Origin of the sequence: Exiguobacterium mexicanum (genome assembly GCF_005960665.1) — a bacterium.
Taxonomy (GTDB): Bacteria; Bacillota; Bacilli; order Exiguobacteriales; family Exiguobacteriaceae; genus Exiguobacterium; species Exiguobacterium mexicanum_A.
In genome coordinates, this window is sequence record NZ_CP040676.1 from 416,510 (window position 1) to 439,944 (window position 23,435).

Sequence of the window (23,435 nt, forward strand, 5' to 3'; positions counted from 1 at the left end):
GTTGGGCTCTTTGTCCGAGATGAGAAGGTTAGTTCGTAACCGACGAGGCACGATAAAATTGAGCGCCTTTGATGAGTGTCGAAGCGACGAGACCGATAGCGAGCGGCAGCGTGATGACGCCAATCCCTTGCTCGGTGACGATCATGTTGCCTTCCTCATAATAGCCTTTCAAGTAGAACAGCCCTGAACCGATCGTCTCGTTCAGTTCGAGCGTCGAGACGTTAAGGTACACCATGATAGCGAACAATGAGATGACACTGATTGAGACAAATAATTTTGAAAACGATAGCTTGGTCATGCGAACGCTCCTTTACATGTAGCAATATGGAGTCATATTACTATGTAAAGACAATTCTTACATGAGGACAAAGCATCGATTTGATTAACGATACCGGTTCCATAACCGCTCCGCCTGCTCTCGCATCATCTCCCGCAGTTCAGTCGGCTCGACTACCTCGACTTCCGCCCCGGCCGCGAGCAATTGCCGCGACAAGAAAGGCAACTCGGCTTCCGGTACGTCCCACTCATTCTTTTCAGCGATATCGGGTAATACGTCTTCAAGCAGACGGCGGCCGAGCGGGGTGATGTTGAGCCGGACGGTCCCGCCGCTTCGGTCGTCACTCGCCTCGAGCAGCGTCGCCAAATCGTCCGCTTCGAACGTCTCATCGAGCAGGCGCAGCGCTTCAATCCGGTCAATCCGATATTGGCGTAGCCCGTATTCCGAGAGACCATACACATACCATTTCGAATCGAGGAGCGCCATCCCGACCGGGGCGACGGTGAACGTGCGGCTGCCTTTCGTCGTCGCGTACGTCACCTCAATGTTGCGTCGTTGCTCGACCGCTTGAAACACGTCTTTCGTGAACGGCGCCGGTGGGACGGTCTTATTCCCGAGCCAAAGGATGTTCTTTTCGAGCTGTGCGATTTTCGTCTCGAGGTCGTGCGGCAATTCATTCACGTACCAGTCTGACAGCGTGTCCCTCATGTCCCCGAACGGCACGTCTGGAATCTGTTTCATCCATTTGAGGGTGAGGTAGAGCGCGACCGCTTCCTGTTCCCGGAGCTGGAGCGGGGGAAGCAGGCGGTTCGGCAACATCTCATAACCGCCGCCCGTGCCGGAGACGCTCCAAATCGGATAGCCGAGTTCCTCGAGCGTCAGCATATCGCGCTGAATCGTCCGGACCGAGGCACCCGTTTCAAGAGCAAGTTCATCCGCTGTGAACCGTCGACCCCGGTTCAATAGTCGAATCAAGTGCAAATGTCGTTTTTTCATCTCATTCATTCCCGTCATGTTTTGTCGTGTTTATCAAGTAAGCTGAATGTATCACGAATCAAGGAGGAATTCATCATGGCAAACGTCGTCTTATATATCGCGACAAGTTTAGATGGAAAAATTGCGCGCACGAACGATCAACTCGACTGGTTGTTCGCGGTCGAGGGGGAAGGGGACAACGGCTACGCCGACTTCTTCCAAACGGTCGGTGCGGTCATCATGGGACGTAAGACGTACGAGGAAGTGCTCCGGCTCGAGGACAATCATTACCCGTACGCAAACATCCCGAACTATATTCTGACGCGGAACCCGGACCGAGAAGCCGAGCACGTCACATTCACGGACGAGCTGATTGAGCAGCTAATCGAACGGTTGAAACAAGACGTCGACGGGGACATTTGGCTCGTCGGGGGAGGCGAGGTCATCAAAGCCGCGATGGAGCATGACTTGATTGACAGCTATGAAATCGCGATCGCTCCGGTCGTATTAGGTGAAGGGATTCCACTCTTCCCGGAAGGCACGAAAGAGACGAAGTTGAAACTGACGAGTCAACGCACGTCCGGACAGTTCGTCATGGTGACGTACGAGCGATAAACGAAAGACCAAGTTCGCAATGAACTTGGTCTTTTCTCATACATGCTTCCGTTGGAACGCGGCAATCGCTTCATACTCTTCCGCGAGATGACGCGAGAGTCGGATATAAATCGGTAGCAACTCCCGGTAAATCGTGGTCGCTTCATGATTGGGTGCATGTTCATGCGTCACTTGCGGCACGGCCGTGAAGTCGTCGATATCGCCGAACGCATACTCTCCGAGCATGACCGCCCCAAGACATGAGCTTTCATGGCTCTCCGGCACGACGACCGGCGTATCGAAGATGTCGGCCATCATCTGGCGCCACAGGCTCGACTGGGCGAACCCGCCCGTCGCGTGAATCCGATTCGGTGCGCCCGTCAATTCGTCGAGCGCCAGCATGACCGTATACAAGTTGAAGATGACGCCTTCCAACACCGAGCGGATGAAGTGCTCGCGCTTATGGTGGATGCTGAGGCCGAAGAACGAACCGCGTGCGTTCGAGTCCCAGAGCGGCGCCCGTTCCCCCATCAAATACGGATGGAACAGGAGTCCGTCTGAGCCCGGTTTGACCGTCTCGGCGATGCGCGTCAATACGTCATAGGCGTCCATGCCGAGCCGTTTCGCTGTCTCGACCTCGCTCGCCGCGAACTCGTCGCGGAGCCAGCGTAGGATGATGCCGCCGTTATTGACCGGTCCGCCGATGACCCAATGCTTGTCGGTCAAAGCGTAACAGAAGATGCGACCTTTCGGGTCCTCGACCGGTTTCCGGACGACCGTGCGGATGGCACCGCTCGTCCCGATCGTGACGGCGACGACGCCTTGTTCGAACGCCCCGACACCAAGGTTCGACAACACTCCGTCACTAGCCCCGATGACGAGTGGGAAGTCCCAGCCAAGCGTTTCAACAACATCCGATTTAAGCGTTAAAATTTCGGTCGTCGGCACGAGCTCGGACAGTTGCTCGGGCGTGACTCCGGCGACGTCGAGCGCCTCCGGATCCCAGTCGCATTCTTTCAAATTGAACAGCCCGGTCGCTGATGCGATCGAGTGGTCGATGACGAAACGACCGGTCAGGCGATAGAAAACATACTCTTTAATCGAGACGAACTTGGTTGCCTGATCGAACACGTCCGGATGCTCGGCTTTTAACCAACGCAGCTTCGATAGGGGCGCCATCGGATGGACCGGTGTGCCGGTGCGCATATGGAGCGCGCTCGCGTCGAAGTCGCGTTTGATTTCTTGCGTATACGGGTTGGCCCGGCTGTCGGCCCACGTGATGCTGTGGGTGAGCGGGCGACCCGACGCATCGAGGGCGATCAGGCTGTGCATCGCCGAACTGAACGAAGCGAAGCGGACCGGACCGTCGGCTTTGGCACGGACGGCGGAAATCGCCTCGAGCACGGCCCCGTAGATGACGACCGGGTCTTGCTCGGCCGTCTCCGTGTCCGGGGTGAGGAGCGGGTACAACACGTTATGTACCGCGAGTTGTTGCTGGTTATGAAACAGGACGGCTTTCGTGCTCGTCGTCCCGATATCGACGCCAATCGTGTACACACACATCACTTCCTAACTTAAATAATGAACAAGCTGATCAAGAAGACGACCGCGAAGCCGGTCAATCCGATAATCGTTTCCATGACGGTCCACGACTTCAGCGTGTCTTTCACATCCAAACCGAAGTAGCGGTTGACGAGCCAGAAGCCCGAGTCGTTGACGTGAGACAACACCGTCGCCCCAGAGGCGATCGAGATGACGATGAGGCCGAGCGCGGCACCGGTGATATTCTGGATTTCGAGAAGCGGCGTGATGAGTCCTGCCGCCGTGACCATCGAGACGGTCGCCGAACCTTGGGCGACACGGACGACGGTCGCGATCAAGAAGGCGAGCACGATCGCCGGCAGCGGTGACCCGGCCATCATTTCCCCGAGTACGTCACCGACACCTGAGTCGATTAACACTTGTTTGAACACGCCACCGGCACCGGTGACGAGGATGATGATCCCGGCCGGTTCGAGCGCTTTCGTCGCAATCTCTTGCACTTCGTCACGCGTATAGCCGCGGCGTGTGCCGAGGAAGATGAACGTGAGCAACGTCGCGAGCGTCAAGGCGACGAACGGGTGACCCATGAACGTGAAGAACGTGCGGATGCTGTTTCCTTCTTCTAATAAGACGGCTGACAACGTGTTCGCGAGGATCAAGACGAGCGGGATCGAGATGAGCGAGACGATCATCTTGAAGCTAGGCAACTCTTTCGACGTGTCGATCTCTTCGAATTCCATATAGTCTGGAATGTTGACTTGAATCTTGTTCGCGATATATTTTCCGAAAACCGGACCGGCCAAAATCGCTGCCGGAATCCCGGCGATGACCCCGAATAAGATGACCCAGCCGAGCTCGGCCCCAATCAAGTTGGCGACGGCAATCGGACCTGGTGTCGGCGGGATGAAACTGTGCGTGACAGCGAGACCTGCAAGCAGCGGGATCCCGTAGTAGAGGAGCGAGCGGCCCGTCTTTTTGGCGAGACCGTAGACAATCGGCACGAGAATGATGAAACCGACGTCGAAGAAGACCGGCACGGCGACGATGAAGCCGGTGATGGCGAGCGCCCATTGCGCCTTGTCTTCGCCGAACTTATTGACGAGCGTCTGGGCGAGGCGTTCCGCGCCACCCGATACTTCTAACATCTTCCCGAACATGGCGCCGAGACCGACGACGACGGCGACGAAGCCGAGCGTGCCGCCCATCCCGTTCTGAATCGAGGCGATGACGTCCCCGAGCGGCATGCCGGCCGCGATCCCGACGAGTAGACTGACGAGGAGAAGTGAGACGAACGCGTGAAGCTTCGTCCGCATGACCAAGAATAAGAGCAAGAAAATCCCTGCGACTGCGATAAGTATAAGCGTAGAGCCAGACATTATGTAGTTCCCCCTTTATTTTACGTGTAACCGTTTACAAATATTTACAAAGGAAAAGGCCACCCCTGACCTTTTCCTTGCGGTTATTTCTTGACGACCGCGTGGCCCCCGAACTCGTTACGGAGCGCCGCGACGACTTTCCCCGAGAACGTGTCTTCCTCGAGTGAGCGATAGCGCATCATAAGTGACATGGCGATGACCGGGGCCGCCGCCTGCAACTCGAGCGCCGTCTCGACCGTCCATTTTCCTTCCCCTGAGGAATGCATGACGCCGCGGATGTCATCGAGTTTCGCGTCTTTTGAGAACGCGTTTTCCGTCAACTCCATGAGCCATGAGCGGACGACTGATCCGTGGTTCCAGACGCGGGCGACTTGCTCGTAATCATAATCAAACGGGCTCTTCTCCAAGATGTCGAACCCTTCGGCGATCGCCTGCATCATGCCGTACTCGATGCCGTTGTGGATCATCTTCAGGAAGTGGCCGCTGCCGGCCGGTCCCGTATACAAGTAGCCGTTCTCGACCGAGAGGTCTTTGAAGATCGGCTCGATCGTCGGCCAGGCGTCGGCGTCTCCGCCGACCATCGTGCAGGCGCCGTTGCGGGCACCTTCCGTGCCGCCGCTCGTCCCGCAGTCGAAGAAGGCGATGCCTTTGGCACTGAACTGTTCGGCGCGTGCGACCGATAACTTGTAGTTCGAGTTGCCGCCATCGATGACGATGTCACCCGGTTCGAGTTTTTCAAGCAGTTCTGCCAGTACGGCCTCAGTGATGTCACCGGCCGGCACCATCGCCCAGACGACGCGTGGTGTCTCGAGCGAGTTGACGACGTCCTCAAGCGTCGGCACGATCTCAAACTTCGATGTCGCCTCGACGTTCCCGGCGTCCGTCCCGACGACGTTGTGACCGTGGTCGCTCAAGTTGAGCGCCAAGTTGTATCCCATCTTGCCTAATCCAATCAAACCGATTTGCATATCGTCACCTCTAAATCGAATTTTTTTCCATCTCTCCACTATAATATCAAATTAAATTCGATTTACAAGTCGAATGACGGAATTTTTTTCGAATAACAAAAAAAGCGTCCCGACCTAACGAGTAGGCGGGACGAGGGTCAGACACTTTTCTTATATGGATACAGGAACGAGTCAAGATCTTCGGCGGGCATCGGCTTGTTGTAATAGTAGCCTTGCGCCTGGTTGCAATCCTCGGCCTTGAGGAAGGCGACTTGTGCTTTCGTCTCGACACCTTCGGCGATGACGTTCAGCCCGAGCTCGTGCGCCATTCGGATGATCGTCTTGACGAGGGCGGCGTCCTTCGAATCCGTCTCGATGTTTTTCGTGAAGTGTTGGTCGATTTTCAGCGTGTCGATCGGGAACAGCTTCAAGTAGCTGAGAGACGAGTAGCCGGTGCCAAAGTCGTCAATCGACAAGTGGACGCCAAGGGCGACGAGTTCCTCCATCGTCTCGATGGCACTTTGCGCGCTCTGGATGACGGTCTCGGTCAACTCGAGCTCGAGGTATTCCGGTGCGAGCCCGCTCGCCTCGAGCGCCTGGCTGACAATGTCCGGCAAATCTTTTTGCGCGAACTGGAGCGCCGAGATGTTGACGGCGACGCGGAATGGTTCGACGCCCGCATCCTGCCACGCCTTGTTCTGCCGGCACGCCTCGTTCAAGACGTACTCGCCGAGACGATGAATGCTGCCGGTCTCCTCGGCGATCGGGATGAACTCGGCCGGGGAAATCATGCCGAGCTCGGGATGTGTCCAACGCACGAGCGCCTCGACACCGATGAGCACCTCGGTCTCGAGATGCACTTGCGGCTGATAATGAATCGAGAACTCGCCGCGGCCGATGCCTTTCCGGAGCGCCATCGCGAGCTGTGACTTGCGCGCGACAGACTCGTTCATGTCTTTCGTGAAGAACTGGAAGCCGTTCTTGCCGTCCTCTTTCGCCCGATACATGGCGATGTCGGCGTTCTTCAACAAGTCATCGGCCGTCCGCCCGTCGGACGGATAGAGGCTGATGCCAATCGATAGGCTCGTGAACACGTCCTCACTTTCGAGCAAGAACGGTTGGTTCAACGCGTTCGTAATCTGTTGGGCGCGGTGGGCGGCTAAGTTGCTGCCGGTGTTCGGCGACAGGATGACGAACTCGTCCCCGCCGAGACGGGCGAGCGTGTCGCTCTTATTGATCGTCGTCAACAGCCGGTCCGTCACTTGGCGCAAGAAGACGTCGCCTGATGAGTGGCCGAATCGGTCGTTGATGACCTTGAAGTTGTCGAGATCGATATAGAACAACGAGAACGTCGACTCGCTGCCTTGGGAAAGCAAGGCGTCGAGCCGGTCATTGAACAGACGTCGGTTCGGCAGGCCGGTCAACGTGTCCAAATAGACGAGGTCGTTAATTTGTTCTTCGATTTGTTTCCGTTCACTAATATCGCGGATGATGCTGCTAAAGAAGAGACCCGCCTCCGTCTCCCACGTCCCGAGCGACATTTCGAACGGGAACTCGGTCCCGTCTTTTCGCAAGCCGACGAGCTCGACCGTACGGCCGATGACGTTTGCTTCACGCGTCTCGCGATAGCGTTTCATGCCTTGTTCGTGTGCGACTTTAAAGCGCTCGGGCATGATGAGCGTGATCGATTCCCCGAGCACCTCGCTTGCCGTATATCCGAATAGGCGCTCGGCCCCGTGGTTCCATTGCACGATGCGACGTTCGGCATCTGCGACGATGATGGCATCGTTCGCCGACTCGATGACGGACTGGAACTTCGTTTCGAGTTCGATGGACTGACGCTCGAGTTGCTTCTCATTGCGAAGCGAGATCAGCATGAGCACGAACAGCGTCGTGACACTGCCGCCGATCCAGAAGGCGAGGAGCGTGCTGTCCATCGAGAAGCCGGTCAATGCTTGAGGCGTCGCGAACGGGGTGAATTCGGCCGCGCCCATGCCGATATAATGCATCCCCGAGACGGCGAGCCCAATCAAGAGCGAGCAGACGAGTCTCCGCCAGTGGAATCGTGACACGTCCGGGAGCGAGAACAAGAGATACAGCCCGACGAGCGAGGCAATGAACGCGACGACGGCCGATAACAGCCACATGACCGGGTCGTACGTCAACACGGCGTTCATCTGCATCGCTTCCATGCCGACGTAATGCATCGACACGATGCCGATGCTGATGAAGACGGCGCTGATGACGAGATCGCGCGGTCGCGCCGTCTGTCGGCTGACGATATAGAAGGCGAACCCGGACGAGATGATGGCTGGAATGATCGAGGCGATGACGATACCGATATGGTAGGATACGTCGGCCTCTAAATGGAATGCCAACATCCCGATGAAATGCATCGCCCAAATGCCGAGCCCGAGACTGAGGGCTCCGGCGCTCACCCAACGGATGTGCGAGACTCGTTCGGCATATTTGAGCCGACTGCTAATATCGAGCGAGACGAAGGCCGAGAAGACGGCGACGGCGATGGATAACAAGACGAGGGGAAGACTGTATGTACTATGGAGATGGTGTTCGATGGGGACCAAACCTTTCTTTAATAATATCGGGACAAATGGACGAAAACGGACAGTTTCTCAAAAATGAGCTTTCCTAGCATAGCATATTTGTCTTGACGTGAAGGGAATATTTTCCCCGGTGGGTCAATAGTTTGGCACATTGTCCGAAGGAACGATCAGTCTTTGATTGCGGATTTTTTTTCGAAACGGTATCGTAAAAAGAAAAAGGGTGAGACATATGGAATCGATGAATGGCCTGGCCCGCATCCGTGGTGCCTATACAACACTCGGCAAGAAAGAGCAACGCATTGCCGATTATATCTTGAAGCAGCCTGAACGCATCATTCACCATACGATCAATCAAGTCGCCGACGACCTCGACGTCGCCGAGTCGACCGTGTTCCGTTTCTGTCAGCGCGTCGGCTTCAAAGGCTATCAGGCGCTGAAAATCGCGCTCGCCACCGACGTCGTCGCACCGCTCCAAGACATCCATGAGGACATCTCGAACGAGGACACGCCGCTTGAGATCGCAGAGAAGATTTTCACGTCGAACGTGAAGACGCTCGAAGCGACGCGACAGATTTTGGACGCGACGTCGCTCGACAAGGCCGTCACGCTGTTGTTGTCGGCGCGCCGCATCGAGTTCTTCGGCAGCGGGGGCTCGGCCGTCATCGCACTCGATGCGTATCACAAGTTCGTCCGGAGCGGACTGTTCGTCACGGCAAACTTGGAGTCGCACATGCAGCTCATGTCGGCGTCGCAACTGACGAACGACGACGTCGCCGTCCTCATCTCGCATTCGGGTGCCTCGAAAGACACGCTCGACGTCGCGAAAGTGCTGAACGAGCGCGGCGTCCCGACCGTCGCCATCACCAACTATGCGAAGTCCCCGCTCTCGAAGCTGTGTGACGTCGCCCTGTATACCGTGTCGCAAGAGACCGAGTTCCGCTCTGAGGCGCTCGCCTCACGCATCGCCGAGCTCAGTCTGATTGACGCCTTGTTCACCGTCGTCATGATGCGTCGTGGGGAAGAGGGTAGAGAATCGCTCCAAAAGATGCGCGAGGCCATCTCGCTTCGGCGCATGTGAAAAGGCTGACCCTCGGGCCAGCCTTTCTTCATTTCCGTTTGATTTGATCCGCGACTTTTTTGACCACTTTCTCGACACCACCCGCCGGGGCCTCCAAATCGTGATGGAGTGTGTTATCCGGAATTTTCATGACCGGCTTCTGGCCTTGCGGGGCCGGATCACTTAAATAGACGAAATCGCCGGCACCGTCTGGCGCGCTACCTGTCGCCCATTTGCCTTGACTCGATTCGTTACCTTCGGATAAGTCCCAGAATTCGAGACCGTGTGGTTCAGCCTCTAATTCATCTTTCGCCGGGAAGCTCGCTGGTACGATGGCTCCGTTTTTCTGTTCGAGTTCATCGATTGCCGCCAGCCACTGATATTGGTGATAACGGTCACGGGCGAGCATCTTGCGGAAAACTTTGCGGACGCCTTCGTCTTTCGTCATATGGTAGAGACGGGCGACTTGAAGTCGTCCTTGCGTCTCGGCATGTAAGTTCGAGCGCATGTCGGCGAGCAAGTTTCCACTCGCGACGATATACGAACCGTTCCACGGCACCCCATTCGAATTCGTCGGCAGTCCGCCGAGCCCGCTGACAATTAAATGCTGCGGGTTCATCCCGCCAAGGATGGCCGCTGTCGCCGGGTCTTTGGCCGCTTCGGCCTGATCATCCGGTGACGCCCCGTCGAGCAGTTGTGAGATGAGGGCGCACAGCATCTCGACGTGCCCGATCTCCTCGGTCCCGATGTCCATGAGCATGTCCTTATACTTCTCTTCCCCACGACAGTTGAAGCCTTGGAACAAGTACTGCATCATAACGGTCATTTCCCCGAATTGACCGCCGAGCACTTCTTGAATTTGACGGGCGAGCTGTGGATCCGGACGATCGACGTTCACTTCAAACTGCAATTCCTTCTGATGGCGAAACATAGAATTCCTCCTTTGTTTGAACAAGTGGTAAATGCACGACAAAGGTATAGTTCCACTATCAATAGTTATCAAACCTGATTTTAAAAAAGATCTCCAAATACAAGTAGGGGTATGGGTATCATCTGAGGGTTACAATTGATCAAAGCGTGGAATTAATAGTAACAGATTGATTTTTGTCTAAACAGAGAGGAACGACTGCTATGAACAACCTTGAATTCTTGACGCCCGAACACTACGACGTGTTCAAACAGTTGGCACAGCGTCTCAACAATCCCGGCGACGTCAAGAAAGAATATTTTTCCGCCCTGTACGTGATTGCCGGGAATGAGCGGGTACGGAATCTGTTGTTGCCGTATATGGACCTTGCGGACGGCAAAATCAGTACGGCGACCATCATCGATGACAACACGTTCGAGAAGCAGGATTTCATCCTCGTCAAACTCGTCATTCATCTGTATAACAATAAGGAATGGGTGTTACCGACGGAACTGATCACATTACCGGAACCAGATTATCAACTTGCGATGCAGGCAATCACGCTCTGTCGCGATCAACAATTCGATGAGGTGGTCATCCCGGCCGACCAAGAGACCTGACTCAGGTCTCTTTTTTGTTTCTCCTTGACGAATGAAGGGTAATTCACCCATGCATTCGAAACTGTCGCTGATTGCTAAAAAGGAGGGACACATATGTTACAAGATTTTCCGAAATCGTATTGGCGCGACGTCGTCGTGAAGACAGTGAACCCGCTCAATGAAGATATTCAGACCGAGGTCGCTGTGGTCGGAGCAGGAATTGTCGGCGTACTAACTGCCCTGAAATTGGCTGAACGAGGGAAGCAGGTCGTCTTGGTCGAAGCGGCCCGTTTCGCGACCGGCACGACCGGATATACGACGGCCAAAGTCTCAGCCCAGCACGGTGTCGTCTATACCGAACTCATCAAGTCACTCGGTGAGGAAAATGCGCGGCTCTATTACGAGGCCAATATGGAAGCGCTCCGTTTCCTCGAGAACCAAATTGACACGCTCGGCATCGACTGTGACCTCGAGCGGCAACACGCCTATATGTATGCCCTCTCGTCTTCGAGCTCGGCGAAACTTCTCGAGAAGGAAGAGGAGGCGTATGAGAAGCTAGGCATTGACGGAGGCGATGCGACAGATGAAGTGAATGGTCTGTTGCCATATGAGGTGAAGAAGGCGACCGTCATGCGCGACCAGCTCCAGTTCCATCCGGTCAAATACTTACAAGGGCTGATGGACCGCTTCCTCGAGCTCGGGGGGACGCTGTATGAAATGACGCGGGTGACCGGCATTGAATACGGCACACCGCATCGGCTCGACACGATCACGGGTCACTGCATCGAGGCGCAAGACGTCGTCGTCACGACCCATTTCCCGTTCAACGACTTCAAAGGACTGTATTTTTCAAAAATGGAAGTGGAACGCTCGTATGTCGTCTCGTCTGAAGTTGAGACGTTCCCGGAAGGCATGTTCATCAGCGTCGACAAGCCGAGCCGTTCCGTCCGTCATGTGAAGCTCGCTAATGGAAAGAAGATGGCCATGTTCGGTGGCGAGAACCATTTGACAGGTCATAAAGCAGAGACGCTGGCCTGCTATGAGGAACTCGGCAACTTCGGGACACGTCATTTCGGTGCCGAGACGTTTACCCACCATTGGTCAGCCCAAGATTTGATCACTCTCGACAAAGTGCCGTATATCGGGCGGATGACGAACGATACGCCGCATGTTTTCGTTGCGACCGGCTTCTCAAAATGGGGGATGAGCCAAGGAATCGTCGCGGCACGCCTTATCGCCGACTTGATCACGAACCAACCGAACCGCTATGAGGAGCTGTATGATCCAACCCGGTCGAAATGGAAACTTGCCGACGCGGCCCGCTTCATCAAGACGAATGCCGATGTGGCCAAGGAGCTCGTCAAAGGTAAATTGAAACCGACAGATAAACAAGTGGACGAACTCGGTCTAGACGAGGGAGCTATCGTCAAACATAACGGCGAACATGTCGCCGCTTATCGCGACCCGGATGGCCACATCTCAATGGTCGGGTCGGCCTGTACGCATATGGGTTGCACTGTCAACTGGAACCAAGCCGAGCGCTCATGGGACTGTCCATGTCACGGTTCGCGCTTTAAACCAAATGGCGAAGTCATCGAAGGGCCGGCAGTTAAGTCGCTTCCACCCAAAATATGAAATCAAGTTGTAAATGTTTTTAAAAAACAATGGGTTCAAACCAAATGCCAGCGTTTCCTGTCCGCAATGGGGGGAGTGCTGGTTTATTTAGAGTTTGAGAATGAGATACGAAATATCAACATTTTACCGCGATAAAGCTGGAAAAAAATCTCGTTTTATTTAGTAAGACGAGGGAAAGTTGGTCTATGTACCGAGTACTTTAAGCAGAGAGGAGGGACAAAGATGGAAGTGAATCATGGAAAGGCATTGAGTATCAAACTAGGAGCTTTGCTCGTTATCTTTATCGCGGTTTTGACACTCGGATTTGAGGTTCCATGGTATCACGCCGCATGGATTTCAATTGCAGTCGGGTTCATCGCCTATGGGGTGGGCGATATGTTCGTGTTACGGAAATTTGGAAATCTCCCTGCAACGATTGCAGATTTCGGGCTCGTCTTCTTCTTGACGTGGTTCTTCTTATGGCTCCTTGACTTTGATCTTGCAGCTGACTCGAATTTTGCATGGATGGCACTCTATACGGCCATCGTGACCGCCATCGTGGAATTCTTCTTCCACAAGTGGCTATTGAACCATAAACGTAGAGAAGCGGACGTCCACGCCCGCCCATCGACACGTTAAGACAAGGAGGATCAGCAATGGCAGAAAATAAGTTAGCGATTCACGAGATTTTAGAGATTCATGAGATTTTGACGATGAAACAAACAGGTCTCGTCCGGGGACATGTGAGCGAGCCACTCATCAAAGATGAGAAGTTACAAAAGATTGCCCAAAACCATTTATCACATGCGGAACAAGTGATTAAAGAGTTGAAAGAATTACTACCAAATCGTCAATGACAAGGAGGTCGTTCTATGGGAATCACAGAAAACTTGAAACGCGCGAGTAAACAGAGGGATGAGTTGATTGCGGTAGACATGCTCATCACAGCGAAGTCGGTCGTCCGAGCCTATGCGGTGGCGGTGACCGAGACGGCATCACCGGAAGTTCGGAAAGTGCTCGTCAAACAGATGAATCAAGCGATTGAGGACCATGCCGAGATTGCCGACTATATGATTCAAAACGATATGTACATGGCGTATGATATCGAGAAACAGTTGAAGCACGATAAAGATAAAGTCGACAAGGCGATGGAATTGATTAAAGACTGACGAGGGACCAGCTGAAAAGCTGGTCTTTTCGTTTTAGAAGAGCGGACGCCTGGTATCGGATAAAGACTATGCGTGAGGGAGTACATACTGATGTGTATAAATACGAAACGGCTTACCCTCGTGTTTTTCATGTCAGCTGATTGAACAGTCTGGCGTAGAGTGCCATCCCGATGAGCGCCGACAGCAAGATGAGCGTGAACACGGCGAGCGGGGAGACGAAGCCTGAGACGAGCACCGTCACCGGCGCAAGGAACTTGCCAATCGTGTTTTGGAGCGTGTCGGCCGCGAGATATTGTCCGCGTGACTCGGCTGGTGCGTAACGGCTGACGAAACTCTGGCTGACCGGGGAGCGGATCAACTCGCCGAACGTGAACACGGTCGTGACGACGAGCAAATACCAGATGTTTGACGAGAAGGCGACGAGGAACGTCCCGAAGCCGGCGAGAAACGTCGACAACAGGAAGACGCTCCGTTCGTCCCACGCCCGGAACACGCGCGTGACCGGGATGATGAAGACGACGAACAAGAGGCCGTTATAGGAGACGAGCCAGCCGAACAGGACCGTGTTCGAGACGTCGAACGTGGCCGGTGCCTGTTCGATCAGATAGACGGGCAAATACACGTCGAGCTGCATAATCGGGATCAAAGCGAACACGCCGGCAATCAAGTAGAGGCGGAACAGCGGGTCGCGCAAAATCGTTGCATACGACTTTCCTTGGGTGCGGAATGTCTTCGCGACCGTCTTCCCGGTCGCGGCCGGTCGTGTCTCACGGGTGAGTGCCGCGAGCAACAACCCGTATCCAAACAGGACGACGGCGCAGCCGAGGAGGAGCGCCTGGCGATGTTCGAAGAACAGGATCGCCCCGAGGATGGGACCGAGCACGGCACCGATATTGTTCGACGCCATGAACGTCGCGAACACGTCCCGCAAGTGTTCGGCCGGCACGAGGTCGGCGACCATGGCCGAGCTGGCCGGCTTATAGATGGCGCCCATGAAGCCGATGCCGATATAGGTGATGTAATCGATGTAGCCGTTCGTCGAGAAGGCGAAGGCGAGGAACAAGATCCCTTGCGCGAACGTCCCGACGAGCATGACGGGGCGGCGTCCGATCTCGTCTGCGAGCGAACCGCCGATTAAACTGCCAAGCAACAGAAACAGCGGCGGCACGGCCATGAGCAGACCGGCCAGCTCGACGCCGAGCGTCTGGGCGAAATAGACGGTGATGAACGGGAAGTACATCCAGAACAAGAGATTGAATAGCCCTTCTCCGAACAAGCGGACCTTCAGATTAAGGTCCCAGCGGTATGATTCCATTGAGGTGCTCCTTTCCAGAGTCTATCTTTACTGTAGGGAGTCGGAGCGAAAAAGAATAGACTTATGTTGCGGGATTTGCTACGCTAAGAATAGAAAAAGCGAATATATAGGCGCTTGTTTGCGCTGTACTATAAAACGAACATATGTTTGTCAAACGACCCGTCATCTACTTGGTGACGGGTCGTTTTTGGTATGCTCTGACGATTATCTCGCCCTCAGACCGGGAACACCTAACTGTTGATCACATAATAAGGAGGAATTTGATGAAAGCCCTATTTTTGAACTGTTCATTGAAAGGCGGGGAAACGACCTCGCACACGGAAGAGTTGATAAAGGATATCATTCCGCACTTCGACAAACTCGGGGTCGACTCGGAAATCGTCCGTGTCGTCGACTACAACGTCGCCTTCGGCGTGACCGAAGATGAAGGCGACGGGGATGAGTGGCCAAAAATCTTTGAGAAAGTAAAAGCCGCCGACATCCTCATCATCGGCACACCGCTTTGGCTCGGTGAGAAGAGCAGCGTCGCCACGCAAGTCATCGAGCGGTTATATGGGGGCAGTGCCTTGACGAACGAAAAAGGCCAGGCCATCTATTACAACAAGGTCGGCGGTGTCGTTGTGACGGGGAACGAGGACGGGGCGAAGCACGCCTGTGCGTCCATCTTGTACGGGCTATCCCATATCGGCTTCACCGTCCCGCCGAACGTCGACACGTACTGGGTCGGCGAGGCCGGACCAGGGGACTCGTATATCGATGCGGGCCGCGATAACGCCTTCACGAAAAAGAACGGGCGCGTGATGGCGTATAACTTGTATCATTTCGCCACTATGTTAAAACAGACGCCAATCCCGGCGGAAGGAAACGTAATGGAATAACACGTAGCAGAACAGCCCCTAAATGAGGGGCTGTTCGTGTTAGAAACGTGCTTTGAGTTCCAGCTTATGAAAGTGTTCTAACAACCAGATAGAGATACCATCGATAAAGTCGTCTCCGACCCAGCGCGGTTCTAAGTGTAACCAATTCACATTCGAGTCTGATTGGAGAACCATGATCCCGTTCGACAGCCAGGCCGTTCTCACTCGCTGCATTGTTTTACCGACACGGAGTGTGGCATAGATGTTCTCCATTCCCTTTTGATAAATCATGATCATCTCGACGCCGCTACCATCTTCGGCCGTTCGTCGGAGCCTGAGGAAATGGACGCGGGTGGCGGGGATGGCGTAGGCCTGACAGAAGAACAGGCCGCCATGTTCCCACGCATGAAACGCTTGCTGGACGAGACGGTTGAAGCAATTGTCCAAATCGCGCCAGTCATGTGTCTGTTTACGGAATACCGGTTTGTCTCCGGGCTCATAAAGCTCTTTCGGGATGTGAATCTTATAGTCGGGAAGTTTACGCATCATGCTGGCTCCTTCTGTGTCACAAGATATGCTGCTCTTTCATCATACGCTTGGGTGATACAAAAGAGTTTTACAGAAATTAGTATATTCCATCGCCAAAGGTATAGACGTTCTCTTCATATCAACGTTTGTTCGTAACGAGATGACCGGATAACTATCACAGTACAAAAAAACGTCGCCCGAGTTCGACTCGACCGACGCTTCCCACAATCACTTTTTCTCCACCGCATGCCCACCGAACTCGTTCCGTAGCGCCGCGACGACTTTCCCGGAGAACGTGTCCTCCTCGAGCGAACGTTGTCGCATCATGAGCGACATGGCGATGACCGGTGCCGGTACGCCGTACTCGAGCGCCGTCTCGACCGTCCATTTGCCTTCACCCGACGCATGCATGACCCCTTTAATCTCGTCGAGCTTTGCATCCTTATGGAACGCGCGCTCGGTCAGCTCCATCAGCCACGAGCGGACGACCGAGCCGTGGTTCCAGACGCGGGCGACTTGCTCGTGGTCATACTCGAACGGGCTCTTCTCGAGGATCTCAAACCCTTCGGCGATGGCCTGCATCATGCCGTACTCGATGCCGTTATGAATCATCTTCAAGAAGTGGCCACTGCCACTCGGTCCGGCGTATAAGTAGCCATTGTCCGTCGACACGTCACGGAACAACTCCTCGATTTTGCCGAACGCCTCCATGTCCCCGCCAATCATCGTGCAGGCACCGTGACGTGCCCCTTCCATGCCGCCACTCGTCCCAACGTCTAAGAAATAGATGAGCTTGTCTTTGAAGTGCTCGGCCCGGCGCATCGACTCCTTATAGTTCGAGTTGCCGCCGTCGATGACGATATCTCCCGGTGACAAGAGCGCATGCAAGTCGTTCAAGACGTGCTCGGTCACGTCGCCGGCGGGTACCATCACCCAGATGACGCGCGGCGCTTTAAGGCCCTCGACGACTTCTTCGAGCGACTGTTTTGTCTCGAATTGACTCGTCGACACGTTGCCAGGATCATAGCCGAGCACCCGGTGCCCCCCATCCGTCAAATTGAGCGCCAAGTTCATCCCCATTTTCCCAAGTCCGATCATCCCTAATTCCATATCGGTTCACCCCGTTCATTGATTTGGTTTCCTTATAAGGGTTACCCGATATGACGAGACTTCAAAAGAGCGGTTTCACTTCATCGATGCGGTAGGCGAGGATCGAACCGACCTTTACTTGCTTGCCGTCACTCAACTCCACATAGTCGTTTAATGGGCTCGCTACCTTCAATGTCTTCTCGAACGTGACGGAAGCTTCATGGATCGAACCGCCATATATGATGAATGAACAGAGCTCGTCTCTCTCTAAAAAACACGTAACGACATAACGCATTTATCGATTCCCCCGACCAAATAATGGTTTTTTATTTACATTTTAGTTTTATACAATACAATTATTACAAAAAAATATCTTTTTGTCTCATCAGAGTGTGTGAATCTAAGGAAATGTGTCTATGAAACAATAGATTCGACAAAAAGATGACAAAGAATCAGATATGTTTTGATTAAGACATAGGTCTTTATACGCAAAAATCGGATATAATCATGATTGGATATGTTAAATGTGAAGAAGTCACAAAAAATAATACTGAGAAAACACTTAACGATTCGTTAGAAAGATCCGATAGATAACAAAGAATGAATAAGATACCAATTTACTGTATCAATTCCCCTTTTTTACAAAAACAAAGGTATGAGAGACGGTTACATGCTAAAATAAAAATTGGTATTTTTCATAAAATGGTTTACGAAAGGTGTTAAGTCATGGAAGAGCAAAAGAAGCGAGTAAAAAAACGTCGGAAAAAGAGTTCTCCAGCTAAACGGATTGCAAAAATTGCGGGACTCGTCGTAGGGTTGTTCTTGCTCATCGGAGTCGGTGCAGCTGTCTATCTATATAATCAAGTCGATTCGACCGTCGAGCGGTTGAACGAGTCGACGGGCCTCAGCCCTGAGCGCATGCAACCAGAAACTATCGAAAACAAGAAGCCAATCTCGGTCCTTCTCCTCGGCGTCGACCGTCGTGCCGACGAGCAGGGTCGCAGTGACTCGATTATCGTCATGACGCTCAACCCGAACACGGATCAAAGCGCGATGCTCAGCATCCCGCGTGACACGAAGACGGAGATTGTCGGCAAAGAGACATCTGATAAGATTAACCACGCTTATGCATTCGGTGGGGCCGAGATGGCACTCGACACGGTCGAGAACTTACTCGACATCCCAATCGATTACGTGGCAGAAGTCGACATGAAAGGCTTCCAAGACACGGTCGATCTCCTCGGCGGCGTCAACGTGACGAACAACTTGGCGTTCACGTCAGGTGAGCACACGTTCGAACCGGGCGCACTCACGCTCAACGGGTCAGAGGCGCTCGCTTACACGCGCATGCGCTATGACGATCCGAGCGGGGACTTCGGTCGCCAAGAGCGCCAACGTGACGTCATCACGGCGCTCGTCAACAAAGGCAAAGACGACTTCTCAATCTCGAAGTTCAACAACATGCTCGACGTGCTCGGCAACAACGCCAAGACGAACATGACGTTCAAAGACATCCGGACGCTCTCGAGCGACTATATGGCTGCTTTCAAAAACCAGGACGTCCTTCGCCTCGAAGGAGCGGGCGGGAAAGAAAGCGACGGCATCTATTACTGGAACCCGGATGCTGCTTCACTTGAAGACGTGAAGTCGTATCTCGGACAATTGATGGAACAATGACGCATCGCCTCATCCGACACGGATGGGGCGGTTTGTTTTATGCGATAATGAGAAGAAAAGGAGTGACCCGTGTGCTCGACCGCCTGATCCGCCTCGTCATCGACGTCCGCCATCGGTTCAAGGACCACCATATCAACGACTATAGCGCGACGCTCGCGTTCTTTTGGTTTCTCGCCATCTTCCCGACGTTCGTCCTCTTGTTCGCGGTCATGGCGCGGCTCGGCATCGACGACGCCTTGTTGATCGAACAGATTGAAATCTTGATTCCGGGCTCGAGCGTGCGCGAGATGCTGTCAATCGTCTATGACGTCAGCGGCAACATCAACGCCGGTCTCGTCTCGATCGGGGCCATCATCGCCGTCTGGTCGGCGTCGAACGGGACGGCTCGCCTCGTCAAGCTGACCGTGTTCGCCTATGGGGAGACGGAGGCCCGTAGTTACGTCGTCCGTCGCTTGATCGGGCTGCTCACGCTCATTGCCTTCAGCCTCGGCGCTGTCATCTTGATCGTGTTCCATATTTTCGGACGCGAGTTAGTCGAGCTCATGTACACATGGTTCCCCTGGCTCGAGGACTTCGACCGGTTGGCGACGCTCACGCGCTACACGGTGTCGACCGTCATCCTCATCTTCGCATTCTCGCTCTTCTACAAGATCGCCCCGCAGCAATACGTCAAGTTCACCGAGACGCTCCCGGGTGCCGTCTTCGCCGTCATCTCGTGGCAGCTGTTGTCGACGGGCTATAGCGTCTACGTCGATCAATTCTCGATGTTCGGTGATACGTACGGGACGATCGGCGTCGTCATCCTATTGCAGATTTGGCTCTATTTGACGGCGGCGACGATGTTACTCGGGGCTGAAATCAATGCGGCCTGGCCGAACCACATGCGTCGTACACGGTACAAGATGCATTTTCCATGAAAATCCAAAAGAAATGGTTAGCATTTTTTTACAACGTGCTATAATACAACACGTGAAGCGGGAAAATAATCCATATCTAAGATTTTTGAAAGCAGGTGCACGCATGGCGAGACATAAGAAGAAATCAAGATGGAAAAAGGTGTTGGCGATCACGCTCGGCGTCATGACAATCTTTCTCGTTGCTGGGGGCTTGTTCGTCTGGTCGATGTACCGCGACGTCAACGAGACGGTGACGAAAGTGAATGACAATCTCGACATCAGTCAGGAACGGAAGCAGGTCGAGACGATCGAGCAGAAAGAGTCGATTTCGGTGCTGTTGCTCGGGATTGACCGGCGTGACGGCGAGCAGGGGCGGAGTGACTCGATTATCGTCATGACGCTCAACCCGACGACGGATGAAGGGGCAATGCTCAGCATCCCGCGCGATACGAAGACGGAGATCGTCGGGAAAGGCACGAACGATAAAATCAACCATGCCTACGCGTTCGGTGGAGCAGAGATGGCGATGGACACGGTCGAAGGGTTGCTCGACATCCCGATCGATTACGTCGTCGAGGCGGATATGGAGGCGTTCACCGAGGTCGTCGACGCGCTCGGCGGCATCACGGTGACGAACAACTTCGCGTTCTCGTCGGACGGCTACAACTATCCCGTCGGTCAGGTCGATTTGAATGGCGCATCGGCATTGTCGTACGCTCGGATGCGTTATGACGACCCGAACGGTGACTTCGGTCGCCAAGAGCGGCAACGTGCCGTCGTTGCGGCCATCGTCGAGAAGGGACGTTCCGACTTCTCGATCGACAAAGTGACGAAGCTATTGGACGTCGCCGGCAACCGGGCCAAGACGAACATCGAGTTCAATGAGCTTGTGACGCTGTCGACGGACTATATGAAGGCGTTCCGCAACGCCAGTACGCTCCGCATCGAAGGGTCAGGCGGATTGGAGGCGGACGGGATCTATTACTGGAACCCGGATTCGGCCTCGCTCGCCGACGTCCAAGCCGAGCTACAGCGCTTGATGAACTGAGTCGTTCCTGACGGGACGGCTTTTTTTGCGTTTGAAAATCATGGTTCGGTGGGACTGATTAAGAGACACTTGAGGAGGGATTGCATGAATGTTGAGACGATTGAACCGATGATCAACCGATTAGAGGATGACCATACCATTGAAGAGTGGCGGGAACTGTTCGCCAAGTGGGACAACCACGCCTGGCACGACGGGAACGGGGTGACCGAGAAGACGAGCGTCCTATTGATGGATGCGAACGCCGTCACGAACGACGGCAGCCCCGACTTGGACGCACTCCATGAGCTGTTGAAGGACCACGTCCAGGCGTCGATCAGCGACTTGTATCTCGTGTCGCTCTTCCCGTACAAGGAGAAGCCGACCGATACGGCCGTCAATCCGCGCATCCGGTTATATGAGGACCTCGGGCGCTTCAAACATGAGTTCGACCTTATGTACGATATGGACCCGGACGTCTATAACGAGATGCAGCTCGATCTCTTGGACGAGACGGACGCCTTCATCGAGCGGCTCGCTCAAGGTGCGACGAAGCTGCGCGTCCACGTCCAGTCGTTCCGTGGCATGCCCGAGAAACGGATTCGACTCATCCTCGAGCTGTGGCACGCCGTGCTCCATCACTATAAGCCGCACGGGCAGCTCATTCTCGCCTATGAAGGGGACCCGTCCTTGACTCCGGAATACTTCGCCGTCGCCGATGCCGTCTGTCACTTTGACCTCGCGTCGCATACGTTGCTGGCATTCGCGCAAGGGGATGCGAAGAAGTTGTCCGACTGGGCGCAGCGGATCGAGGCACCGGGGGACGGGAAGACGTACTTCAACTTCTTGTCGAGCCGGGAGCGGGACCCGTTCGAGAAGAATCTGATTGAGCCGAGCGTCGAACAGATTCTTGCGGCCCACAGTATCCTGTTCTCGCTGCAAGGGATCCCGGCCATCGACTACCGGACGCTCCTAGGCGTTGAAACACCGGTCGAGCACGATGAGCTCATTCAAGACCTGAAGACCAATCCGTATCGCCTGCAGGTGTTCTCAGGAATTCTGAGTCAACTGAACGTCAAACGGACGCATGCGGCGTTTTCGCCGTACGCTGAGCAGCGCATCGATATGTCCGATAAACGCGTCTTCACGGTCGAGCGGAAGGGTGGAGGAGAGACGCTCATGCTGTATACGAACGTCAGCAATGAGCCGGTCACCGTGCGAGTGAGCGGGACGAATTTGTTCACGGGTGAACCGGTCGAGACGATTGAACTGGACGCCTATGGATTTGCATGGATTGATGAACATGAACCTTCTTGATGTAAAAAGAGGACGCGATAAAACGGCTGACACGAGAACCTTTAAGGTTCTTCGGTCAGCCGTTTTTTATGCCCGATATCCGTTCGGGTTGCTCGATTGCCAGTTCCAGGCGTCACGGCACATGGCACGGACGTCATGTTTTGCTTCCCAACCGAGCACTTGTTTCGATTTCGATGGGTCGGCGAAGCAGATGGCGATATCACCTGGGCGCCGCGGTGTCACTTTGTAAGGGACAGGTTTGCCACTCTCGGCCTCGAACGCTTGGACAAGGTCGAGCACGCTATAACCTGTGCCGGTTCCGAGGTTGAACGCTTCGGCACCAGTATGGTCCATGACGTAGTCGAGCGCCTTCAAGTGACCCTCGGCCAAGTCGACGACGTGAATATAGTCGCGGACACCAGTTCCGTCAGGTGTATCGTAGTCGTCACCGAATACGCTCAACTCGTTCAAGCGACCGACAGCGACTTGCGTGATGTACGGCATCAAGTTGTTCGGGATATCGAACGGATCTTCACCGATTTGACCCGATTCATGGGCACCGATTGGGTTGAAGTAACGTAAGAGAGCGATGCTCCACGATGGATCAGCGACAGCAAGGTCGCGCATGATGTCTTCGATCATCAGTTTCGTCCGGCCGTATGGGTTCGTCGCGCTGAGCGGGAATGATTCGTCAATCGGTGTCCGTTCTGGCATGCCGTATACGGTCGCCGATGAGCTGAAGACGATCCGTTTCACGTCGAACGCATTCATGACTTCAAGTAACACGGTCGTGCCGACGACGTTGTTCTCGTAATAGCGGAGTGGCTCCGATACGGATTCACCGACGGCCTTCAGTCCGGCGAAGTGGATGACAGCGTCAATTGTATGTGTCAAAAAGATTTGTTCGAGTAACTCGCGATCAAGGATATCGCCGAGGTAAAAGGTGACTGATTTTCCGGTCATTTCTTCAACACGTTCGAGTGCTTCACGACGACTGTTTGATAAGTTGTCGAGGACGATAACGTCCCGTCCTTCCTCAAGTAATTGTAACACGGTATGGGTACCGATATAACCAGCACCACCTGTGACTAAAATGGTGTTCATATGAACAACTCCTTCCAAAAATCCTCTA

Annotated in this window: 24 protein-coding genes; 12 read left to right on the forward strand and 12 right to left on the reverse strand. The window is 54.2% G+C overall.

Going from position 1 to position 23,435, the window contains the following annotated elements:
- Nucleotides 1–28: 28 nt before the first annotated feature.
- Both FED52_RS02655 and FED52_RS02660 read right to left on the reverse strand, forming a co-directional pair.
- A complete protein-coding gene (locus FED52_RS02655) occupies nt 29–298 on the reverse strand; it encodes a hypothetical protein (RefSeq protein WP_034779086.1) in 270 nt (89 codons plus the stop codon).
- 84 nt (nt 299–382) lie between these two features.
- Nucleotides 383–1,273, reverse strand: coding sequence for a helix-turn-helix transcriptional regulator (locus FED52_RS02660; RefSeq protein WP_240731293.1), 891 nt, complete (start codon nt 1,271–1,273; stop codon nt 383–385).
- Between the two features lie 75 nt (nt 1,274–1,348).
- On the opposite strand from FED52_RS02660, the gene FED52_RS02665 reads away from it, so the two are divergent.
- Nucleotides 1,349–1,867, forward strand: coding sequence for a dihydrofolate reductase family protein (locus FED52_RS02665; protein WP_138858833.1), 519 nt, complete (start codon nt 1,349–1,351; stop codon nt 1,865–1,867).
- Nucleotides 1,868–1,903: 36 nt separating this feature from the next.
- Here FED52_RS02665 and gntK read toward each other — a convergent pair whose 3' ends face one another.
- From gntK to FED52_RS02685, 4 genes are all read right to left on the reverse strand, one after another.
- Nucleotides 1,904–3,403, reverse strand: a complete 1,500-nt coding sequence (gene gntK / locus FED52_RS02670) for a gluconokinase (protein ID WP_138858834.1) — start codon at nt 3,401–3,403, stop codon at nt 1,904–1,906.
- Nucleotides 3,404–3,420: 17 nt separating this feature from the next.
- Nucleotides 3,421–4,764 (reverse strand): GntT/GntP/DsdX family permease, encoded by a 1,344-nt coding sequence (locus tag FED52_RS02675; RefSeq protein WP_138858835.1) that lies wholly within the window; start codon nt 4,762–4,764, stop codon nt 3,421–3,423.
- Between the two features lie 83 nt (nt 4,765–4,847).
- Complete coding sequence (gene gnd, locus FED52_RS02680; protein WP_138858836.1) at nt 4,848–5,732, reverse strand: phosphogluconate dehydrogenase (NAD(+)-dependent, decarboxylating); 885 nt, start codon at nt 5,730–5,732, stop codon at nt 4,848–4,850.
- Between the two features lie 137 nt (nt 5,733–5,869).
- On the reverse strand, nt 5,870–8,296 hold the full coding sequence (locus tag FED52_RS02685; protein WP_276610417.1) for an EAL domain-containing protein: 2,427 nt from the start codon (nt 8,294–8,296) through the stop codon (nt 5,870–5,872).
- A gap of 208 nt (nt 8,297–8,504) precedes the next feature.
- Here FED52_RS02685 and FED52_RS02690 point away from each other — a divergent pair, with 208 nt between their 5' ends.
- Nucleotides 8,505–9,353 (forward strand): MurR/RpiR family transcriptional regulator, encoded by an 849-nt coding sequence (locus tag FED52_RS02690; RefSeq protein ID WP_138858838.1) that lies wholly within the window; start codon nt 8,505–8,507, stop codon nt 9,351–9,353.
- 28 nt (nt 9,354–9,381) lie between these two features.
- Here the strand turns inward: FED52_RS02690 and FED52_RS02695 are convergent, their stop codons facing one another.
- On the reverse strand, nt 9,382–10,263 hold the full coding sequence (locus FED52_RS02695) for a manganese catalase (protein WP_138858839.1): 882 nt from the start codon (nt 10,261–10,263) through the stop codon (nt 9,382–9,384).
- Between the two features lie 200 nt (nt 10,264–10,463).
- On the opposite strand from FED52_RS02695, the gene FED52_RS02700 reads away from it, so the two are divergent.
- The 5 genes from FED52_RS02700 (at nt 10,464) to FED52_RS02720 (ending at nt 13,621) form a co-directional block, all read left to right on the forward strand.
- Complete coding sequence (locus tag FED52_RS02700) at nt 10,464–10,859, forward strand: hypothetical protein (RefSeq protein ID WP_138858840.1); 396 nt, start codon at nt 10,464–10,466, stop codon at nt 10,857–10,859.
- Nucleotides 10,860–10,952: 93 nt separating this feature from the next.
- The gene (locus tag FED52_RS02705; protein WP_138858841.1) at nt 10,953–12,473 is read left to right on the forward strand and encodes an FAD-dependent oxidoreductase; all 1,521 of its coding nucleotides are present in this window, start codon (nt 10,953–10,955) and stop codon (nt 12,471–12,473) included.
- Nucleotides 12,474–12,695: 222 nt separating this feature from the next.
- The gene (locus FED52_RS02710) at nt 12,696–13,091 is read left to right on the forward strand and encodes a DUF2512 family protein (RefSeq protein ID WP_138858842.1); all 396 of its coding nucleotides are present in this window, start codon (nt 12,696–12,698) and stop codon (nt 13,089–13,091) included.
- A 17-nt stretch (nt 13,092–13,108) separates the two neighbouring features.
- A complete protein-coding gene (locus FED52_RS02715) occupies nt 13,109–13,309 on the forward strand; it encodes a spore coat protein (protein ID WP_138858843.1) in 201 nt (66 codons plus the stop codon).
- A gap of 15 nt (nt 13,310–13,324) precedes the next feature.
- Nucleotides 13,325–13,621: a spore coat protein gene (locus tag FED52_RS02720; protein ID WP_138858844.1), complete on the forward strand. Its 297-nt coding sequence runs from the start codon at nt 13,325–13,327 to the stop codon at nt 13,619–13,621.
- A 127-nt stretch (nt 13,622–13,748) separates the two neighbouring features.
- On the opposite strand, the gene FED52_RS02725 is transcribed toward FED52_RS02720, so the two are convergent.
- Nucleotides 13,749–14,936 carry an MDR family MFS transporter gene (locus FED52_RS02725; protein WP_138858845.1) on the reverse strand — a complete coding sequence of 396 codons (1,188 nt, stop codon included), beginning with the start codon at nt 14,934–14,936 and terminating at the stop codon, nt 13,749–13,751.
- A gap of 263 nt (nt 14,937–15,199) precedes the next feature.
- Between FED52_RS02725 and FED52_RS02730 the strand changes: the two genes are divergently transcribed.
- A complete protein-coding gene (locus FED52_RS02730) occupies nt 15,200–15,814 on the forward strand; it encodes a flavodoxin family protein (RefSeq protein ID WP_138858846.1) in 615 nt (204 codons plus the stop codon).
- Nucleotides 15,815–15,853: 39 nt separating this feature from the next.
- On the opposite strand, the gene FED52_RS02735 is transcribed toward FED52_RS02730, so the two are convergent.
- The 3 genes from FED52_RS02735 to FED52_RS02745 all read right to left on the reverse strand — a co-directional run bounded on the left by FED52_RS02735 (nt 15,854) and on the right by FED52_RS02745 (nt 17,705).
- Nucleotides 15,854–16,342 (reverse strand): hypothetical protein, encoded by a 489-nt coding sequence (locus FED52_RS02735; RefSeq protein ID WP_138858847.1) that lies wholly within the window; start codon nt 16,340–16,342, stop codon nt 15,854–15,856.
- Nucleotides 16,343–16,549: 207 nt separating this feature from the next.
- On the reverse strand, nt 16,550–17,431 hold the full coding sequence (gene gnd, locus FED52_RS02740) for a phosphogluconate dehydrogenase (NAD(+)-dependent, decarboxylating) (protein ID WP_138858848.1): 882 nt from the start codon (nt 17,429–17,431) through the stop codon (nt 16,550–16,552).
- A gap of 61 nt (nt 17,432–17,492) precedes the next feature.
- Complete coding sequence (locus tag FED52_RS02745; protein ID WP_138858849.1) at nt 17,493–17,705, reverse strand: hypothetical protein; 213 nt, start codon at nt 17,703–17,705, stop codon at nt 17,493–17,495.
- Between the two features lie 431 nt (nt 17,706–18,136).
- Here FED52_RS02745 and FED52_RS02750 point away from each other — a divergent pair, with 431 nt between their 5' ends.
- From FED52_RS02750 to FED52_RS02765, 4 genes are all read left to right on the forward strand, one after another.
- Nucleotides 18,137–19,087, forward strand: coding sequence for an LCP family glycopolymer transferase (locus FED52_RS02750; protein ID WP_138858850.1), 951 nt, complete (start codon nt 18,137–18,139; stop codon nt 19,085–19,087).
- A 71-nt stretch (nt 19,088–19,158) separates the two neighbouring features.
- Nucleotides 19,159–20,004, forward strand: coding sequence for a YihY/virulence factor BrkB family protein (locus tag FED52_RS02755; protein WP_138858851.1), 846 nt, complete (start codon nt 19,159–19,161; stop codon nt 20,002–20,004).
- 103 nt (nt 20,005–20,107) lie between these two features.
- Nucleotides 20,108–21,031, forward strand: coding sequence for an LCP family glycopolymer transferase (locus FED52_RS02760; RefSeq protein WP_138858852.1), 924 nt, complete (start codon nt 20,108–20,110; stop codon nt 21,029–21,031).
- Between the two features lie 84 nt (nt 21,032–21,115).
- Complete coding sequence (locus FED52_RS02765) at nt 21,116–22,324, forward strand: alpha-amylase family glycosyl hydrolase (protein WP_138858853.1); 1,209 nt, start codon at nt 21,116–21,118, stop codon at nt 22,322–22,324.
- 66 nt (nt 22,325–22,390) lie between these two features.
- Here the strand turns inward: FED52_RS02765 and galE are convergent, their stop codons facing one another.
- A complete protein-coding gene (gene galE, locus FED52_RS02770) occupies nt 22,391–23,407 on the reverse strand; it encodes a UDP-glucose 4-epimerase GalE (RefSeq protein WP_138858854.1) in 1,017 nt (338 codons plus the stop codon).
- Nucleotides 23,408–23,435 lie beyond the last annotated feature (28 nt).

Excerpts from the sequence above, each read along its gene's own strand:
- FED52_RS02705 (WP_138858841.1), top strand. The coding sequence starts at position 10,953 with ATGTTACAAGATTTTCCGAAATCGTATTGGCGCGACGTCGTCGTGAAG.
- gnd (WP_138858836.1), bottom strand. The coding sequence starts at position 5,732 with ATGCAAATCGGTTTGATTGGATTAGGCAAGATGGGATACAACTTGGCG.
- FED52_RS02745 (WP_138858849.1), bottom strand. The coding sequence starts at position 17,705 with ATGCGTTATGTCGTTACGTGTTTTTTAGAGAGAGACGAGCTCTGTTCA.
- FED52_RS02665 (WP_138858833.1), top strand. The coding sequence starts at position 1,349 with ATGGCAAACGTCGTCTTATATATCGCGACAAGTTTAGATGGAAAAATT.
- FED52_RS02710 (WP_138858842.1), top strand. The coding sequence starts at position 12,696 with ATGGAAGTGAATCATGGAAAGGCATTGAGTATCAAACTAGGAGCTTTG.
- FED52_RS02720 (WP_138858844.1), top strand. The coding sequence starts at position 13,325 with ATGGGAATCACAGAAAACTTGAAACGCGCGAGTAAACAGAGGGATGAG.
- FED52_RS02675 (WP_138858835.1), bottom strand. The coding sequence starts at position 4,764 with ATGTCTGGCTCTACGCTTATACTTATCGCAGTCGCAGGGATTTTCTTG.
- FED52_RS02655 (WP_034779086.1), bottom strand. The coding sequence starts at position 298 with ATGACCAAGCTATCGTTTTCAAAATTATTTGTCTCAATCAGTGTCATC.
- FED52_RS02750 (WP_138858850.1), top strand. The coding sequence starts at position 18,137 with ATGGAAGAGCAAAAGAAGCGAGTAAAAAAACGTCGGAAAAAGAGTTCT.
- FED52_RS02725 (WP_138858845.1), bottom strand. The coding sequence starts at position 14,936 with ATGGAATCATACCGCTGGGACCTTAATCTGAAGGTCCGCTTGTTCGGA.
- FED52_RS02690 (WP_138858838.1), top strand. The coding sequence starts at position 8,505 with ATGGAATCGATGAATGGCCTGGCCCGCATCCGTGGTGCCTATACAACA.
- FED52_RS02695 (WP_138858839.1), bottom strand. The coding sequence starts at position 10,263 with ATGTTTCGCCATCAGAAGGAATTGCAGTTTGAAGTGAACGTCGATCGT.
- FED52_RS02760 (WP_138858852.1), top strand. The coding sequence starts at position 20,108 with ATGGCGAGACATAAGAAGAAATCAAGATGGAAAAAGGTGTTGGCGATC.
- FED52_RS02660 (WP_240731293.1), bottom strand. The coding sequence starts at position 1,273 with ATGAAAAAACGACATTTGCACTTGATTCGACTATTGAACCGGGGTCGA.
- FED52_RS02715 (WP_138858843.1), top strand. The coding sequence starts at position 13,109 with ATGGCAGAAAATAAGTTAGCGATTCACGAGATTTTAGAGATTCATGAG.
- FED52_RS02700 (WP_138858840.1), top strand. The coding sequence starts at position 10,464 with ATGAACAACCTTGAATTCTTGACGCCCGAACACTACGACGTGTTCAAA.
- FED52_RS02735 (WP_138858847.1), bottom strand. The coding sequence starts at position 16,342 with ATGATGCGTAAACTTCCCGACTATAAGATTCACATCCCGAAAGAGCTT.
- galE (WP_138858854.1), bottom strand. The coding sequence starts at position 23,407 with ATGAACACCATTTTAGTCACAGGTGGTGCTGGTTATATCGGTACCCAT.
- FED52_RS02730 (WP_138858846.1), top strand. The coding sequence starts at position 15,200 with ATGAAAGCCCTATTTTTGAACTGTTCATTGAAAGGCGGGGAAACGACC.
- gnd (WP_138858848.1), bottom strand. The coding sequence starts at position 17,431 with ATGGAATTAGGGATGATCGGACTTGGGAAAATGGGGATGAACTTGGCG.
- FED52_RS02765 (WP_138858853.1), top strand. The coding sequence starts at position 21,116 with ATGAATGTTGAGACGATTGAACCGATGATCAACCGATTAGAGGATGAC.